Annotated in this window: 15 protein-coding genes; 5 read left to right on the forward strand and 10 right to left on the reverse strand. The window is 68.4% G+C overall.

Annotation, left to right across the window (positions count from 1 at the left end; translation table 11 throughout):
- Nucleotides 1-4 precede the first annotated feature (4 nt).
- From AC1Q6P_RS20405 to AC1Q6P_RS20415, 3 genes are all read right to left on the reverse strand, one after another.
- Nucleotides 5-847: a substrate-binding periplasmic protein gene (locus tag AC1Q6P_RS20405; RefSeq protein ID WP_492665715.1), complete on the reverse strand. Its 843-nt coding sequence runs from the start codon at nucleotides 845-847 to the stop codon at nucleotides 5-7.
- Between the two features lie 51 nt (nucleotides 848-898).
- A complete protein-coding gene (locus tag AC1Q6P_RS20410) occupies nucleotides 899-1,828 on the reverse strand; it encodes a sensor domain-containing diguanylate cyclase (protein WP_171828454.1) in 930 nt (309 codons plus the stop codon).
- Nucleotides 1,829-1,892: 64 nt separating this feature from the next.
- Nucleotides 1,893-2,708: a head GIN domain-containing protein gene (locus AC1Q6P_RS20415; RefSeq protein ID WP_492665716.1), complete on the reverse strand. Its 816-nt coding sequence runs from the start codon at nucleotides 2,706-2,708 to the stop codon at nucleotides 1,893-1,895.
- A gap of 138 nt (nucleotides 2,709-2,846) precedes the next feature.
- Between AC1Q6P_RS20415 and ypfJ the strand changes: the two genes are divergently transcribed.
- Entirely contained in the window at nucleotides 2,847-3,740 is an 894-nt protein-coding gene (ypfJ, locus tag AC1Q6P_RS20420) for a KPN_02809 family neutral zinc metallopeptidase (protein ID WP_492665717.1), read from the forward strand.
- Nucleotides 3,741-3,752: 12 nt separating this feature from the next.
- On the opposite strand, the gene AC1Q6P_RS20425 is transcribed toward ypfJ, so the two are convergent.
- The gene (locus AC1Q6P_RS20425; RefSeq protein ID WP_171828456.1) at nucleotides 3,753-4,520 is read right to left on the reverse strand and encodes a substrate-binding periplasmic protein; all 768 of its coding nucleotides are present in this window, start codon (nucleotides 4,518-4,520) and stop codon (nucleotides 3,753-3,755) included.
- Nucleotides 4,521-4,892: 372 nt separating this feature from the next.
- Here AC1Q6P_RS20425 and AC1Q6P_RS20430 point away from each other — a divergent pair, with 372 nt between their 5' ends.
- The 4 genes from AC1Q6P_RS20430 (at nucleotide 4,893) to pssA (ending at nucleotide 8,557) form a co-directional block, all read left to right on the forward strand.
- Nucleotides 4,893-5,486, forward strand: coding sequence for a hypothetical protein (locus AC1Q6P_RS20430; protein ID WP_492665718.1), 594 nt, complete (start codon nucleotides 4,893-4,895; stop codon nucleotides 5,484-5,486).
- A gap of 334 nt (nucleotides 5,487-5,820) precedes the next feature.
- A complete protein-coding gene (locus AC1Q6P_RS20435; protein ID WP_492665719.1) occupies nucleotides 5,821-6,747 on the forward strand; it encodes an HprK-related kinase A in 927 nt (308 codons plus the stop codon).
- Nucleotides 6,748-6,754: 7 nt separating this feature from the next.
- Complete coding sequence (locus AC1Q6P_RS20440; RefSeq protein WP_492665720.1) at nucleotides 6,755-7,852, forward strand: nucleotidyltransferase domain-containing protein; 1,098 nt, start codon at nucleotides 6,755-6,757, stop codon at nucleotides 7,850-7,852.
- 87 nt (nucleotides 7,853-7,939) lie between these two features.
- Complete coding sequence (gene pssA, locus AC1Q6P_RS20445; protein WP_492665721.1) at nucleotides 7,940-8,557, forward strand: CDP-diacylglycerol--serine O-phosphatidyltransferase; 618 nt, start codon at nucleotides 7,940-7,942, stop codon at nucleotides 8,555-8,557.
- Nucleotides 8,558-8,565: 8 nt separating this feature from the next.
- On the opposite strand, the gene AC1Q6P_RS20450 is transcribed toward pssA, so the two are convergent.
- From AC1Q6P_RS20450 to AC1Q6P_RS20475, 6 genes are all read right to left on the reverse strand, one after another.
- Nucleotides 8,566-9,540 carry a DMT family transporter gene (locus AC1Q6P_RS20450; RefSeq protein ID WP_102769248.1) on the reverse strand — a complete coding sequence of 325 codons (975 nt, stop codon included), beginning with the start codon at nucleotides 9,538-9,540 and terminating at the stop codon, nucleotides 8,566-8,568.
- A gap of 297 nt (nucleotides 9,541-9,837) precedes the next feature.
- Nucleotides 9,838-11,094 carry a glycolate oxidase subunit GlcF gene (glcF, locus tag AC1Q6P_RS20455; RefSeq protein WP_492665722.1) on the reverse strand — a complete coding sequence of 419 codons (1,257 nt, stop codon included), beginning with the start codon at nucleotides 11,092-11,094 and terminating at the stop codon, nucleotides 9,838-9,840.
- 16 nt (nucleotides 11,095-11,110) lie between these two features.
- Complete coding sequence (gene glcE, locus AC1Q6P_RS20460) at nucleotides 11,111-12,196, reverse strand: glycolate oxidase subunit GlcE (RefSeq protein WP_492665723.1); 1,086 nt, start codon at nucleotides 12,194-12,196, stop codon at nucleotides 11,111-11,113.
- Nucleotides 12,197-12,199: 3 nt separating this feature from the next.
- On the reverse strand, nucleotides 12,200-13,690 hold the full coding sequence (locus AC1Q6P_RS20465; RefSeq protein WP_492665724.1) for an FAD-linked oxidase C-terminal domain-containing protein: 1,491 nt from the start codon (nucleotides 13,688-13,690) through the stop codon (nucleotides 12,200-12,202).
- A gap of 9 nt (nucleotides 13,691-13,699) precedes the next feature.
- Complete coding sequence (locus AC1Q6P_RS20470; RefSeq protein ID WP_492665725.1) at nucleotides 13,700-14,470, reverse strand: PhaM family polyhydroxyalkanoate granule multifunctional regulatory protein; 771 nt, start codon at nucleotides 14,468-14,470, stop codon at nucleotides 13,700-13,702.
- A 47-nt stretch (nucleotides 14,471-14,517) separates the two neighbouring features.
- On the reverse strand, nucleotides 14,518-15,486 hold the full coding sequence (locus AC1Q6P_RS20475) for a TraB/GumN family protein (protein WP_492665726.1): 969 nt from the start codon (nucleotides 15,484-15,486) through the stop codon (nucleotides 14,518-14,520).
- Between the last annotated feature and the right edge of the window lie 37 nt (nucleotides 15,487-15,523).

Genomic DNA, 15,523 nt, shown 5'->3' on the forward strand with positions numbered 1-15,523 from the left:
GCGCTCAGTCCGGTGCCTGGATCGGATGGCGGGCCGCGATGGCCGCCACCGTGCCGTCGCGCCGCATGGCCTCCCAGGTCTGCTGCAGGCGCAGCAGCAGGGCCGGGTCACTGTTCAGGCTCAGCGCCATCGACGGACGCGATTCGGAAAAGCGCAGCAGCAGCTCGACCTCGCCCGGCTCGTAGCCAAACTGCCGCAGCATGCCCGGCGCCATGGTCTGGTTCAGTGCCACCAGCTCGGTGCGCTCGGCAAAGAAGCGCCGCAACATGCTGCCGTAGTCGCCGCTGCGGTCCAGCTGGGCGCTGACCTGTGGGCCCAGGGCCAGCAGCTCGCGCTCGGAGACATCGTCCTTGACCACGCCGATCCGGTAGCTGCCCAGCTGCTGCAGGCTGCTCAGGCGCACATCGTCGCGGCGCTTGAGCCGGTAGAGGGCGCCGTAGCGCACGGCCGTTTGACCCACCCAGAGGTAGTGGCGCTCGCGCTCGGGCAGGCGCACCACGGCCGGAATCAGCACATTGGCTTCAAGTTGGGCGCGCTTCAGGATGCGCGGCCAGGAGCTGAATTCGTAGATGCAGTCGAGCCGCGCGCGTTCGCACAGCTGCTGGGTCAGATCGACGGCATAGCCCTGGGGCCGGTCCCCGGGGCCACGCTGCGAATAGGGCGGCAGGTCTTGCAGCAGCACGGTCAGGCGGCCGGCCTCGGCGCCGGCCGATGGTGCGGGCGGTGTGGCGGGCGGTGTGGCGGGCGGTGGCGCCGCGTGCGCTGCGCCGGGCCAGCACCCGAGCAGGGGCGGCAGCAGGCTGGCCGCCAGCAGGGCGTGCAATCGGAATCGGCGAGCGGGCTGCATGGCCTGGATTTTGCGGTGTTTGCCCGGCGGTTGCGCAGCATCGGCGGCGGTTCAGTCCGCCAGGAAGATCCGGTCGCGCCCCTCGGCCTTGGCCTGGTAGAGCGCCGTGTCGGCCCGTGCCAGCAAGGTGTTGGCGCTTTCGCCCCAGATGGCCTGGGTCAGGCCAATCGAACAGGTGTAGCCGCGTGACGCTGGGTCGGTGGGCCCCTCCAGCGGCCGGGCCTTGCGCACCCGATCCTGCAAGCGCTCCATGATGGCCTGGGCCTGGGGCGCGCCGGTGGCGGGCAGGATCAAGAGGAACTCTTCACCGCCGATGCGGGCGCAGCCGTCCTCACGGCGGATGCTGGCCTGCAGCTGGCGGGCGAAATCGCAGAGCACACGGTCGCCGGCCGCGTGGCCGAGGCCGTCGTTGATGGCTTTGAAATGGTCCAGGTCCAGCACGGCAATGCACAGCGGCCAGGGCTCGCTGCGCGAGAGCACATCCTGCAGCATCTGCATGCCGTGGCGGCGGTTGCTCAGGCCGGTCAGCGGGTCGGTCTGGGCCGCGGCCAGGGCGCGCACATGGGCCAGGCGCAAGGAGCGGTTGTCCTGGCGCAGGCTGGTGATGTCGCTGGCCACCAGCAGCATCCAGCCCTGGGCCTGCACGGTTTCGGTGACCCAGAGCCAGCGGCCGTCGCACAGGTCCACCTCGAAGGCGCGGTAGGGCAGCTTGCCGCGGCGGTTGCTGACGGCGCTGATCCAGGCCTCGATGTCCTCGGTTTCGATCAGCGCGCCACGGCCGTGGGCATGGTTGTCGCGCATCATGTCGGCCCAGGTCAGCAAACCATCAGGTTCGACGCAATAGGCCTCCCGGAAGGCCGGGTTGGCATGGCAGAGCACATCGCGTGCATCAAACAGCGCCACCAGCAGCGGGCTCTGCTCTTGCAGCTCCAGCAGGGTCTCGGCCAATCCCGAGGGCAAGCGCGCGGGGGCAGTGGTCATCAGGGGGCAACTCCGGCGAATGCCTGCATTCTGCGGCATCCGCGCCCCCACGGAGCGCAGTGGTTCAGCGGCGGCTGATTTCGCCCGAGCCGCTGATGGATTGGCGCAACTGTGGCCGGCCGGCATAGCTGAGGTCGCCGGAGCCGCGCAGATTGGCGTCCAGGCTTTCAGACACGCCCAGGGCCAGGTCGCCCGAGCCGCTCAGTTCCGCCTTGATGCTGCGTCCGCTGAGCGCACGGGCGTCGACATCGCCGGAGCCGTTCAAGCTCCAGACCTGGTTCTCAGCGCGGCCGGCCACCTGCACATCGCCCGAGCCGTTGAGGCTGGCGCTGAGCTCCTTGACCTCCAGCAGGCCGACCCGTACATCGCCCGAGCCCTGCAGGCTCAAGCTCAAGCGTTCGCCCTTGAATCGGTCCAGCTGCAAATCGCCCGAACCGTCGACCGTGATCTGTTGCAAGGATTTGCTTTCGACAAGGACGGTGGGGGCCATGCGGGTGCGGAAGCTGGCGTCTTTCTGCACGCGGATGACCAAGGTGTCACCGTCGACCCGGGTTTCGATCAAGGGCTCGATATTGTCCTCGGCCGAGACCTTGACGCTGTCGTTGGCGGCCTGACTCAGGCGCACATCGAGCGAGCCTTCCAGGCGCAGCTTGCTGAAAGCGGCGACGCTGCGCACTTTCTCGACGCGGTGGCCCGAGCCCTTGATGCGTGGGCTGCCGCTGCCATAGTCCTGGCTGCTGGTGAAGCTGGCGCTCCAGCCATTCTGTTCCTTCTTGATGCGCAGATTCCAGTCCACTTCCTCGGCCTGGGCGGCGCCGGCCAGCAGGCCCAGCCCCAGCAAGATGGAGGTCAGGAAACGGGTGGGTGAGGGCAGCAGCATGAGGCACTCCTGAAGCGCAGATGTAGGGATGGGCGCAGTGTCGACAGGCCCGTCGCAGCCGCCAAGCCGGCTGCGACGGTCTGCAAGATCGGCAGGCTAGGATGCAACAGCGGCGCAGAAAGCCGTAGGAGGCATCGCATGAAGTGGGAAGGTCAGCGCGAGAGCGACAACGTCGAGGACCGGCGCGGAGAGGGCCTGTCCGCCCGAGGTGGCTCGGGTCTGGGCGGCCTGGCCGGCGGCAGGGGGCTGAGTCTCGGCGGCGTGGTGCTGGCCTTGTTGCTGTCCTGGGCCCTGGGCATCAATCCCATGACCTTGCTGGGCCTGGCGCAGACCGGCGGCTCGGAACCGGCTCCGGCCGCCCGCCACGCACCTGCCGGGCCACCGGCCCAGGATGCCGGCGCGCGCTTTGTGCGCACCGTGCTGGCCGATACCGAGGACGTCTGGGACGCGTATTTCGCACGCAGCCAGCAAAGTTACGAGCGGCCCAAGCTGGTGCTGTTCAGCGGGCGCTCCGAGACGGGCTGCGGCACGGGCGAGGCGGCCATGGGGCCGTTTTACTGCCCGGCCGACCGCAAGGTCTACATCGACCTGAGCTTTTACGACACCTTGCGAGACCGTCTGGGCGCGCCCGGCGACTTCGCCCAGGCCTATGTCATCGCCCATGAGGTCGGCCACCATCTGCAGAAGCTGCTGGGCACCAGCGACAAGATGGACCAGGCGCGCCGGCGCGTCAGCGAGCGTGACTATCGCGCCCTGAGCGTGCGCCTGGAACTGCAGGCTGATTGCTTCTCGGGCGTCTGGGCCCACCATTCCCAGCGCAGCAAGGCCTGGCTGGAGCAGGGCGATATCGAGGAGGCCCTGAACGCCGCCGCACAGATCGGTGACGACACCCTGCAGCGGCGCTCACAGGGCACGGTGGTGCCGGAGAGCTTCACCCACGGCCGCAGCGAGCAGCGCGTGCGCTGGTTCAAGCGCGGCCTCGAAGCGGGCGAGCTGCGCGCCTGCGACACCTTCAAGGCCGGCGCACTCTGAGCCGGGCCGGGCTCAGTCCAGGGCCACAAAGGGGTGGCGAGCGGCGATGGCCGCCACCGTGCCGTCTCGCTTCATACTGTCCCAGGCTTTCAGCAGCTGGTTGTGCAAAGCCTCGCCGCTGCTTCGGCTCAGGGCCATGAAGAGCGGGGTCTCGGACAGCTTCACCAGGGGCTCGATCTGCTTGTAGTCGTAGCCAAACTGCCCGGTCACTGTGGCCGCCACCGTGCTGTTCAAGGCGACCAGGTCATCGCGCTGGATGAAGAGCTTGCGCAGCATGGCGGCGTGGTCGGGGCTTCGGTCCAGCTGCTTGCCCAGCTCGAAGCCATGGGCCAGCAGGTCGCGCTCGGCCGCATCTTCACGCACCACGGCGATGCGGTAGGCCTTGGCCGCCTCCAGCGTGGGCACTTGCACATCGGTGCGACTGCGCAGGCGGTAGAGGTAGACCCGGCGCGCGGCGGTGGGCCCCAACCACAAAAAGCTGGTCTCGCGCTCCGCCAAGCGGGCCATGCTGACCACCAGCACCCGCGGTTGTGACTGCGCGCGTTGGTAGATCCGTGTCCAGGAGTTGAACTCGGCCCGGTAGCCGAGGCCTGCCCGCTTGAGCAACTCTTGCATCAGCTCCACCGCATAGCCCGCCGGCTGCCCGCTCGGGTCTTCGTAGGAGAAGGGCGGGACGGGTTCAAGCAGGACGGTCAGGGGCTCGGCATTGAGGGGGTTCGGCGTCTGTGCCGGCGCCGTGCCAGCCATGATCAAGCCGAGGCCCAGGAGCAGAGTTTTCAACAACACAAGACGGGAACTTCTCATCGATCGGAGCCTCTCCAGCGATGGGGCCGGCTGGGCGGCCTCGACGCTCGTTCGGGGGGCGAATAGTCCTATTGGGCCAGAAAGCCGTCCGGTGAAGCGGTCACACGGCACATCAAGCCTTGATTTTGTGAGTAAAACCCCCGCCGACCCCCCGAATTGAGGGCTCGGCCGACATCCATCCTCGGGCCTGCTTCCTCTACGATAGCGCCAGAGAAGGCTGGACAGTCCAGAGTCCGGCCGATCATGCCGTCTGCGATACTTCAGTTCTCGCACGACGGACAGGGTGAGCAGCCCAACTGTCGGCCCGCGAGCATTCCGCAAGCGCCGCACTGAAACAGAGGCAAGAACGTGAACAAGATCGAAAACCAGCAGCCATCGAGCTCCGCCCTCCAAGAGACCAGCGCCGTCGCGGCCCCGGTGTCCTCGGGCAGCCGCCGTCGTCTGCTGCGCGGTGGCCTGGTGGCTGCCCCGACCTTGTTGGCGCTGACCACGACGCCCGTGCTGGCCTGCAATTGCAAGCTGCCCTCGGGCTTCACCGCATCGGGCAATTTCAGCCAGACCGGCAGCTACAACTGTGCGGCCCCGGGCACCAAGCCGACGAGCTGGAAGACCATGGTGGACGCGCAGGGCAAGTTCAACAACACCGGTGTCTCCAAGACGACCACCTTCGCCAGCGTGTTCGGTGGCACCGACACCACCACGTTCTATGCCCTGTTCTGCTTGACGAGCGCCAACAACGACGCCCGCGCTCTGGCTGCTGCGGTCTACCTGCAATCCATCGTCAACGGCGGCTACCAGTTCCCCTATATGAGCCTGGTGCAGAAGATGTGGAAAGACACCGAAGGCTCGGGTCGTTTCACCGCCGTGACCGCCCCGGTCGTGACCTGGACCCGTGCCGACGTGGTGGTCTACTTCAAGTACCTCACCGGCCTGTCGATCTGACCGGTTGTCAGCCGCTGATCCTTGGTACCTCTCGATGACGGCAGCGGCGGCCTGAGCCGCCGGTTTTCGCTTCGACCCAAGCGGCTGATCTGGAAGTCTTACGACGACGGCTGCGTTTTCTTTGACTTGGACAGCGCCGAGACCCGGCTGGTATCACCCCTGGGTCACTTTCTGCTTGAGCATCTGTCGCGTCACCTCGGGGGCTCGCTGGGCGCAGACTTGGTGCAGCGCGTCCACGAGGAAGAGCCTGAGGTCCCGATGCCTGAATGCCAGGCCGAGGTGCGCGAAGCCTTGGAGGCCTTGCTGGCGGCCGGTTTGCTGACGAGTGAGCCCTGTGCAAGTTGATCAGCTGAGCTTGGCCGAGCTGCGCGCCGCGCTGGCGGGTGATGGCCTGCGCATCGCCACCGGCCCATTCCATTGCCGCCTGCAGTCCAACCTGCCTGAGATCGCGTCCGAGCTGGCGCAAAGCTATGCCCACCACTGCGTGTTGGGGGCGGATGACTTCATCGACTTTCATGTCGCCGTCAAGTCCAGCCGCGGCTTGCGACGCTGGATCCGGCCGCAGGCCTTGTTCACCGTCGACGGGGTCGAGCCCTTCACCCCACTGCCGCGCGAGCAGGCGGTGGCCATGGTCGAGTGGGGCTTGAACTGGTGCATCACAGCCTACAGCAACCATGTGCTGATCCTGCACGCGGCGGCCGTGGCACGCGACGGGCGCACCGTCATCCTGCCGGCACCGCCGGGTTCGGGCAAAAGCACCTTGTGCGCGGCCCTGGTGCAGCGTGGCTGGCGATTGCTGTCCGATGAGCTGGCCATCATCCGCCTCGATACGGGCGCCATGCTGGGCATGGCGCGACCGGTGAATCTGAAGAATGCCTCGATCGGCGTGATCCAGCGCTTTGCGCCCCAGGCCCGCTTCACCGCGCCGGTCCATGACACGACCAAGGGCACGGTCGCTTTGATGGCGGCGCCGCAGGCCAGCGTCGAGGCGGTGGACGAGCCGGCCTGGCCGGCCTGGATGGTGCTGCCGCGCTACCGCGCTGGGGCGGCCACACGGCTCACTCCCATGCCCCGTGGCGAGGCTTTCATGAAGATCGCCGACAACGCGATGAACTATCACATCCTCGCCGCCGACGGCTTCCGTGCCGTGGGCGATCTGGTGGACCGTTGCCAGCATTTCAGCTTCGAGTACAGCGATCTGGAAGAGGCCATGCAGGTCTTCGATCAACTGGCGGCGTCCGTGCCGGCCAGGGAGGTCTGAGCCCGTCATGAACCTCTTGCAAGACGTCCTGCTGGAGCCGCGTCGCACCGTCGGCCTGTCTCTGCGCGAATGGGATCTCTTGGTGCGTCAAGCCCGCCATGCCAATCTGCTGGGCCGCTTGTACCGCTGCCTGGAGGTGGCCGAGCTGCTGCCTCAGGTGCCCGAGCAGCCGTGGAATCACATGCGCTCCGCGGCGGTCATGGCCGAGCGTCAGCACATGCTGGTTCGCCACGAAACCCGGTTCCTGCGCGACACCCTGGCCGGCCTCGGCCTGCCGCTGATCCTGCTCAAAGGCGCCGCCTATGTGGTGGGCGAGCTGCCAGCGGCCCAGGGCCGCGTGTTTGCCGACATGGACATCCTGGTGCCGCGCGAGCGCATCGGTGAGGTCGAGTCGGCCCTGATCCTGACCGGCTGGATCGGCGAGAAGCTGGATGCCTACGATCAGCGCTACTACCGCGAATGGATGCACGAGCTGCCGGCCATGCAGCAGATGCACCGCGGCACGGCGCTCGATGTGCACCACACCATCCTGCCACCCACCGCCCGGCTCAAGCCCGATGCCCAGGCCCTGATCCGCGACAGCGTGGAGCTGGCGGGCTGGCCCGGCGTGCGCACGCTGCAGCCCACCGACATGGTGCTGCACAGTGCCTGCCACCTCTTCCACGAGGGCGAGTCCGACAACCTGCTGCGCGATCTCAGCGACCTGGATCTGCTGCTGCGCCATTTCTCGGCCGATCCGCAGTTCTGGGAGGCCTTGGCGGCCCGTGCCGCCGCCATGGATTTGCAAGGGCCGCTGCGCCTGGCCATGCGCTACCTCGTGCAGGTGCTGGCCTGTCCGGTGCCTGAAGCGGCGCTGCGTGCCCTGCGGGCCGATCGCAGCCAGGGCCTGGCCGAGCATGCGCTGGATTTCATCTACCGCCGCACCCTGCGCCCTCAGCACGCCAGCACCCGCGATTGGGCCACGCCGCTGTGCCGCAAGGCGCTCTACATCCGTGGCCACTGGCTGCGCATGCCGCCGCACCTGCTCTTCGTCCACCTGGCGCGCAAGGCCTGGAAGGGGCCGACCACGGTGTCGGCCTCGGTGCTGCAGAAAGAACCGCGCTGAGTGGTCCTCGCGCCCGGCGTCCGCGCATGCGGCCGCGCCAGGGGTTGTCAGCGCCCGCGCGGCGCCATCCTTTATGCTTCCCAGCTTATGACTCGACCCAAACCTTTCGCCATGATCCGCGAGTTCCATCTCGCCGACTGGTTCACCCTGGCCAATGCATTCGCCGGCATGGGCGCGCTGTTCGCGGTGATGAGCTATTTGCAGACCGGCGCGGTCGTGCACATCTTCTATGCCTGCGCCCTGATCCCGGTCGCCCTGGTGTTTGATGTGCTGGACGGCCGCGTGGCGCGCTGGCGCCAGCAGACCTCGGCCATGGGCCGCGAGCTGGATTCGCTGGCCGACATCATCTCCTTCGGTGTGGCTCCCGCCGCCATCGCCTATGGCTGCGGCATGCAGGGCCTGTACGACCGCATCGTGCTGGTGTTTTTCGTCGCCTGCGGCGTCTCGCGCCTGGCGCGCTTCAACATCACGGCCGAGGCGCTCAGCGAAGGCGGCGACAAGGTCAAGTACTTTGAAGGCACGCCCATCCCGACTTCGCTGGTGCTGGTGATGGTGCTGGCCGCCGCCGCCGCGCAAGGCGCCATCGGTGAGCAGCTCTGGCTGGGTCGCCTGGAGTTGGGTGGCTTCTACCTGCACCCGCTGGTGTTGATCTATGCCCTGTCGGGCTCGCTGATGGTGAGCCGCATCCGCATTCCCAAGCTCTGAGCCGACGCTCAGGCCGTACTGGCTTGGGGTTTGATACGCAGCGCGAGGATTACGCCGGCGATCAAGAGGGCGATGCCGCCCGCCGTCCAGCCCGAGGGCCAGCGTCCGGCCAGGGCAAAGGCGTAAGCCAGGGCGGCCAGGGTTTCAAAAACGATCAGCTGCCCGACCAGGCTGGTCGGCAGGCGCTGGCTGGCCTCGTTCCAGCACAGAGTGCCGATCCACGATGAGAACAGGCCGATGGCCGCCATCAATGCCAGGTAGGCTGCGGGGCGGGGGCCCAGGGGGAGTTCGAATCCTGCTGGCAGCAGGCCCCAGTCCGTGGCTGGCAGACCCATCAGCAGGGCGAAACACAGCAAAGCCATGGGCAGGGTGACCAAGCCCTGGGCCGTGGCCCAGACCCGCGGGCTGCGTTCCTGATGGGCGCGCAGCCAATCGGCATTGCGGATCGGGTACCAGGTCCAGCAGGCCACGGCCAGCACCGCCAGGACAGCACCCTCGCCATAAGCGCGCAAAGCCTCCGTGCCGGCATCCAGTTGCGCAGTCAAGCGCTGCAGCTCGGCGTGGTTGACGCAGGCAATGCCGGCGGCGATCAGGGCCAGGGCCGGGCTCAGCTGCAGCCAGGGCAGGCGACCATCGCGCCGGTGGTCGCGCAGATTGGAGCTGATGGCGATCACCACCGGCAGCGTGCCGATGATGACCGTGGGCAGGGCCGCACCCGCGCGTTGGATGGCGCCGGCCAGGCAGAGGTAGTAGAGAAAATTGCCAATGGCGCTGAGCTTGCAGGCTTCCAGCCAGTCGCTGCCAGCCAAGCCCTTCAGGCTGCGTCGGTCGGCCAGGGCCAGGGGCAAGGCGATCAGCCCGAAGGCCAGATAGCGCCCCGCCACCAGAAGGGCGGGCGGGTAGTCCGCCATCAGCAGCGGCGCCACAAAGACCAGGCCCCACATCAGGCCGGCGCCCAGGGCAAACATCAATCCTGTCCACATATCAGCTGGGGTTTGGATTCGCGCGCAGGCGCGTGGAAAAAAGAAAAGACCGGGGTCCCCGTGGGACACCCGGTCTGTTCGGTGTGTGCTGGCTGGCTCGGCAGAAATTCTTGGAGCGCTCTGTCAAGGTGCTTGGCTGCACTCGCTTGTGGCCGGGCTGGCTGGCTGGGAGCTCGGATCGAACAGTGGCTCCACCCTCCTGTATTGAGCGGCCCATTGTGGGAAAACCGGTTTGAAACTGGTCTCGGTGTTTGCCCGTGTTTGCGCGCTATGCGCACGAATAGCATTTGTCGATGTTCAGGCCAAGGCGAGGTCGAGGACTTCGACCCAATGCCGCACCGGCATGGCGGTGCCGCTCTGCAGATGCTGGATGCAGCCGATATTGGCCGAGACGATGGTGTCGGCGTGCAGGGGCGCCAGGGCCTGCAGCTTCTGGTCACGCAGCTGTTTGGACAGCGCGGGCTGCAGCACCGAGTAGGTGCCGGCGGACCCGCAGCAGAGGTGGCTGTCGCAGGGCGCCAGCTGCAGATCAAAACCCAGCTCGCGCAGGCCGGCCTCGACCCCGCCGCGCAGCTGCTGGCCGTGTTGCAGGGTGCAGGGCGGGTGGTAGGCCAGCTTGGCGCGCGGGGCGCCGCCGCTGGCCTTCTTGAGCCGTGGCTTGAGCAGGGGCAGCAGCTCGGGCAGCAGCTCGCTCAGATCGCGGCACAGGGCGCTGACGCGGGCCGCCTTGTCGGCATAGGCCGGGTCATGCGCCAGGGCGCGACCGTAGTCCTTGACCGTCACGCCGCAGCCGGAGGCATTCATCACCAAGGCCTCGATGCGGCCGGCTTCGGTCAGGCCGTCGACCAGGGGCCACCAGGCGTCGATATTGCGGCGCATATCGTCCAGGCCGCCGGCATGGTCACCGAGATGGCTGCGGATGGCGCCGCAACAGCCGGCGCTGTCGGCCACCAGGGTCTGGATGCCGGCGGCGTCCAGCACCCGCGCGGTCGCGCTGTTGATATTCGGCGCCATGGCCGGCTGCACGCAGCCCAGCAGCAGGGCCATCTTGCGTGGGTGGCTGCGCGTCGGCCAGTCGTGGGCACCCGCCGGGGCGGGGGCCGGCACCTTGTCCTTGAGCACGGCCGGCAGCAGGGGCCGCAGGGCTTGGCCCAGCTTCAGCGCCGGGCCGAAGGCGGGCGAGGTCAGGCCCTCCTTGAGCAGCCAGCGCACGGCCTGCTCGCCGCGGGGGCGCGGCACCTTGGCCTCGACGATGCCGCGGCCGATCTCCAGCAACTGGCCGTAGGGCACGCCCGAGGGGCAGGTGCTCTCGCAGTTGCGGCAGGTCAGGCAGCGGTCCAGGTGCAACTGGGTCGAGGCGGTGGCCGGGCTGCCTTCCAGCACCTGCTTGATCAGGTAGATGCGGCCTCGCGGGCCGTCGAGTTCGTCGCCGAGCAGCTGGTAGGTCGGGCAGGTGGCGGTGCAGAAGCCGCAGTGCACGCAGCGGCTCAGGATGTCGACGGCGGCCTGGCCTTCAGGCGTGCCTTGGAACTCGGCGGCAAGTTGGGTTTGCATGCGGGCTGCGCTTCGCTCAAAGCTCGGGGTAGAGGCGGCCGGGGTTGAACACGCCGGCCGGATCGAAAGAGGTCTTGAGTTCGCGGTGGATGCGCATCAAGGCCGGTGCTGCGGGTGCAAACACCTGCTGGCGCTGTTCGTCACGGCACAGGAACAAGGTGGCATGGCCGCCCAGCGAGGCCGCGGCTTCGCGCATTTGTGCCGCCGGCAAGGGCGTGGTCACCCAGCGCTGGCCGCCACCCCATTCGATCAGCTGTTCGCCGGGCAGCTGCAGCGCTGGCGCCGTCTGCGGCAGGCTCAGGCGCCAGAGCGCGGCACCGCCGGCCACGGCGCGCGCTGCACCGGCGAAGAACTCGTCGCTGTGATCACGCAGGCCGTCCCAGAAGGGCTGGGCCAGGGCCTCTGGGATCTCGTCGCCGCCCAGACTCTGCTGCGCCGCGCGCACGGCGGCTTCGGCGCCGGCCAGGCGCAGCAGCAGGGCGCCATCCCACCAGGCACTGGCCTGGATGGGCAGGGGCCTGCCGCCCCAGCGGTTGAGCTGGTTGAGGGCCTGAGCCTGTCCCAGTTCGAAACGCAGGGTGGCGCGCGCCATCGGCTGGGGCATGACCTTGAGCGAGACTTCGAGGATCAGGCCCAGCACGCCCAGCGAACCGGCGATCAGGCGCGACACGTCGTAGCCGGCCACGTTCTTCATCACCGTACCGCCGAAGTTCAGCAGCTCGGCCCGGCCGTTGAGCAGGCTCAGGCCCAGCACATGCTCGCGCAGCGCGCCCTGGCTGGCCCGTGATGGGCCGCTCAGGCCGGCCGCCACCATGCCGCCCACGGTGCCGCGGCCTTGAAAGCGCGGCGGCTCGAAGGCCAGATGCTGGCCCTGGCGGGTCAACGCGGCCTCCAGCTCGGTGATGGGCGTGCCGGCCTTGGCCGTGATGACCAGCTCGCTGGGCTCATAGCTGCTGATGCCGGCAAAGCCGCTGACTTCGAGCAGCGCGTCGCCGCGCGGGCGCTCACCGTAAAAGTCCTTGCTGCCCTGGCCGCGGATCTGCAGGCTGCGGCCCTGCGCGGCGGCTTCACGAATCTGGTCTTGAAACAAGGCCACGCTCATCGCTCAGAACCTCTCCAGCTCGGGGTGGGCCAGCAGGCCGCGGTGCACATGCATGCGGCCGTACTCGGCGCAGCGTTGCAGGGTGGGGATGACCTTGCCCGGGTTCAGCAGGCTGTGGGGATCGAAGGCGCGCTTGAGCGCGAACATCTGCTCGCGCTCCTCGGGTGAGAACTGCACGCACATGGAGTTGAGCTTTTCCACGCCCACGCCGTGCTCGCCGGTGACCGTGCCGCCCAGGGCCACGCTGGTCTCCAGGATCTCGGCGCCAAATTCCTCGCAGCGGCGCAGCTGATCGGGGTCGCGCGCGTCGAACAGGATCAGCGGGTGGAGGTTGCCGTCGCCGGCATGGAAAACATTGGCGCAGCGCAGCTGGTACTTCTTCTCCATCTCGGCAATTGCCAGCAGGATGGCGGCCAGGTTTTTGCGCGGGATGGTGGAGTCCATGCACATGTAATCGGGGCTGATGCGGCCCGAGGCCGGGAAGGCGTTCTTGCGCCCGCTCCAGAAGCGCAAACGCTGGGCCTCATCGGCACTGACCTGGCACTGCGTCGCCCCGTGGGCCAGCAGCACGGCCTGCATGCGCTCGATTTCCTCGGCCACCTCTTCGGGCGTGCCGTCGCTCTCGCACAGCAGGATGGCCTCGGCTTCGAGGTCGTAGCCGGCATGGACGAAATCCTCCACCGCCGCCGTCATGGGCTTGTCCATCATCTCCAGCCCGGCCGGGATGATGCCGGCGGCGATGATGGCCGCCACCGCCGCGCCCGCCTGGCGCACATCGGCGAAGCTGGCCATGATGCAGCGCGCCAGCTGCGGCTTGGGGATGAGCTTGACCGTCACCTCGGTGATCACGGCCAGCATGCCCTCGCTGCCCAGCACCAGGCTGAGCAGGTCCAGGCCCGGCGCGTCCAGCGCTTCGGAGCCGAACTCCACCGCCTCGCCCGCCATGGTGAAGCCCCGCACGCGCAGCACGTTATGCAGGGTCAGGCCGTATTTGAGGCAGTGCACGCCGCCGGAGTTCTCGGCCACATTGCCGCCGATGGTGCAGGCGATCTGGCTGCTCGGGTCGGGGGCGTAGTACAGGCCGTGGACCGCCGCGGCTTCCGAAATGGCGAGATTGCGCACGCCGCACTGCACCCGTGCCGTGCGGGCGATCGGGTTGATCTCGAGAATCTTCTTGAACTTGGCCAGGGCCAGGGTCAGGCCTTGCGCATGAGGCATGGCGCCGCCGGACAGGCCGGTGCCGGCGCCACGCGCCACCACCGGCACCTGCAGCTGCTGGCAGACGCGCAGCACGGCGCCGACCTGCGCTTCGGTTTCCGGCAGGGCCACGGCCAGCGGGCGCTGGCGGTAGGCCGACAGGCCGTCGCACTCGTAGGGTGTGGTGTCTTCGTCGGTCCAGAGCAGGGCATGGGCCGGCAGCTCGGCCGACAAGGCCTGGATCAGGCGCTGCTGTGCCTGGCTGCGTGGGCTGGTGGTGGGTGCGAGCGCGCTCATCGGCCGGGGTCAGGCCTTGCGCTTGCGGGCTGCCGGGGCCTTGACCGTGGTCGTGGCCGCGGCTTTGCTCGGCGCGCGGCTGGCGCTGGCTTTGGGCGTCAGGCTTTTGGCCACCAGATCGACCGCGCTGCCGGCCATGGCGCCGGGCACGGTGGCGGCCTTGCGCAGGGTTTCACCGGCCGCGTCGAAGGATTGCTTGACGATGCTGCCGGCCAGGTTCTTGGCCGCATCGGTGGCGCTTTCCTTCATGGCATTGGCGGCCAGCTGGGTGAACTGCTGACTGAGGGCGCCCCACCACTGCATGGGATCGACCACGGGCATGGCGGGTGCGGCCGGAGCCGGGTGCGCCTTCTTGGCCTTGCTGGCGAGCGGGGCTGGGGCGGGGGCCGGCGCGCTGGCCTTGGGGCTGGCGGCCTGGGCGGCGGCCAGCACCTCGGGCGGGACGCCAGGCCAGCCGCCCAGTCCGGCGCTGGCCTCGGGCGGCGTGACCTTGAGCGCCTCGCTGAGCTGGGCCAAGGGCACGTTCATGGACTTCAGGGTGGACAGCGTCATGCGTTGCACCTCGAGCGCCTGGATGGTGGCGCCCAGCATGCGGGCGTTCTGCTCCAGCCAGAACTGCACGGTGCGCAGCTCTTCGATGCGTTTGCCCAGTTCCTCGGGGTTGAGCGTCGGGGCCACCCACTGGCCAATGCCGGGCAGGGCGGCGCCGGCGTTCTTGACCAGGCCTTGCAGGAAATCGAAACCCGGGACAAATTTGCTGAAGCTGTTGTTGTCGGCCATGAGTTCTCCTTGGGTGGGGCAGCTGGGTGGCATGGTACGACGCGGAGCTAGCGTTTGTCTGACGCGGGCACCAGGCGCTCGACCTCAAAGCCGCGCGCTGCCAGCAAACGGGGCAGCGATTGATCGCCACTGAGGTGCAAGGCGCCCACCGCGGCCAGCACCGGCTGGCCCTTTGCATGCAGGGCCTCGATGCCGCGCGCAAGCTCGGGGTTGCGTTCGTCGTTGAGTCGGCGCAGCTCGATGCGGTCCTGTTCATCCTCGATGCATTCGCACCAGCGCTCGTAGTTCTGCAGCAGCTCCAGGTCGCCGTCGGCCCAGGCCTGGGCCAGGCGGCGCAGCACCGGCCGCACCTGGCGCCGCTCCAACTGATCCAGGCCTTTGAGCAAGGCCTTGCGAGCCTCGGCCGCCCGGGCCGGAATCAAGGCCTGCTGCTGACGCTCGGCCGATTCCAGGGCCAGAACGGAGCGGCCCTGCTGTCGGGCCCAAGCACTCAGCATCTGCTCCTGGCCGAAGCTGGGGTCCAGGCCGTCCCAGCGCGCCTGCAGCACGGTGTAGGTGCTCAGCTGCAGGATGGGGTGCAGGCTGGCCAGGGCTTGCTCGGGCAGGCAGGCGGCGCGCGCCTGGGCGCTCATGCGTTTGCGCAGGGGCTCGCTGAGTTTCAGGGCTTCGGCATGGCGTGGCGGCTGGCTCAGGATCTGCAGGGTGGCCGGATCTTGCAGGTCCAGTTCCAGGGCCAGCACGCGGCTCTGCGTCATGGCTTCGCGCAGGCGCGGGCCGGGGAACAGCCATTCCATGCGGCCGACATGCAAGGTGCCGTAGAGGTAGGAGTCCACCCCGTCGCGGCGCAGGCGGTAGAGCACGCCCCGGTCGGGCGCCTGGGCTGCCAGGTTTCGGGCCTGCGCCTCGCTCGGCATGGCGATGGCCGGCGGGCAGGCCGGCGCGGCCGTGCTGCCGATGGGAGCCAGCAAGGCCAGCGGCAGCAGCCAGGCCAGCAGGGCGGTGAGGCGGGCCGTCAAGCCCGGTCGGTCAGCAAGAGAAGGAAGAGGCGCAGCG

The sequence above is a fragment of the Roseateles sp. GW835-FHT13E02 genome (genome assembly GCF_058794035.1).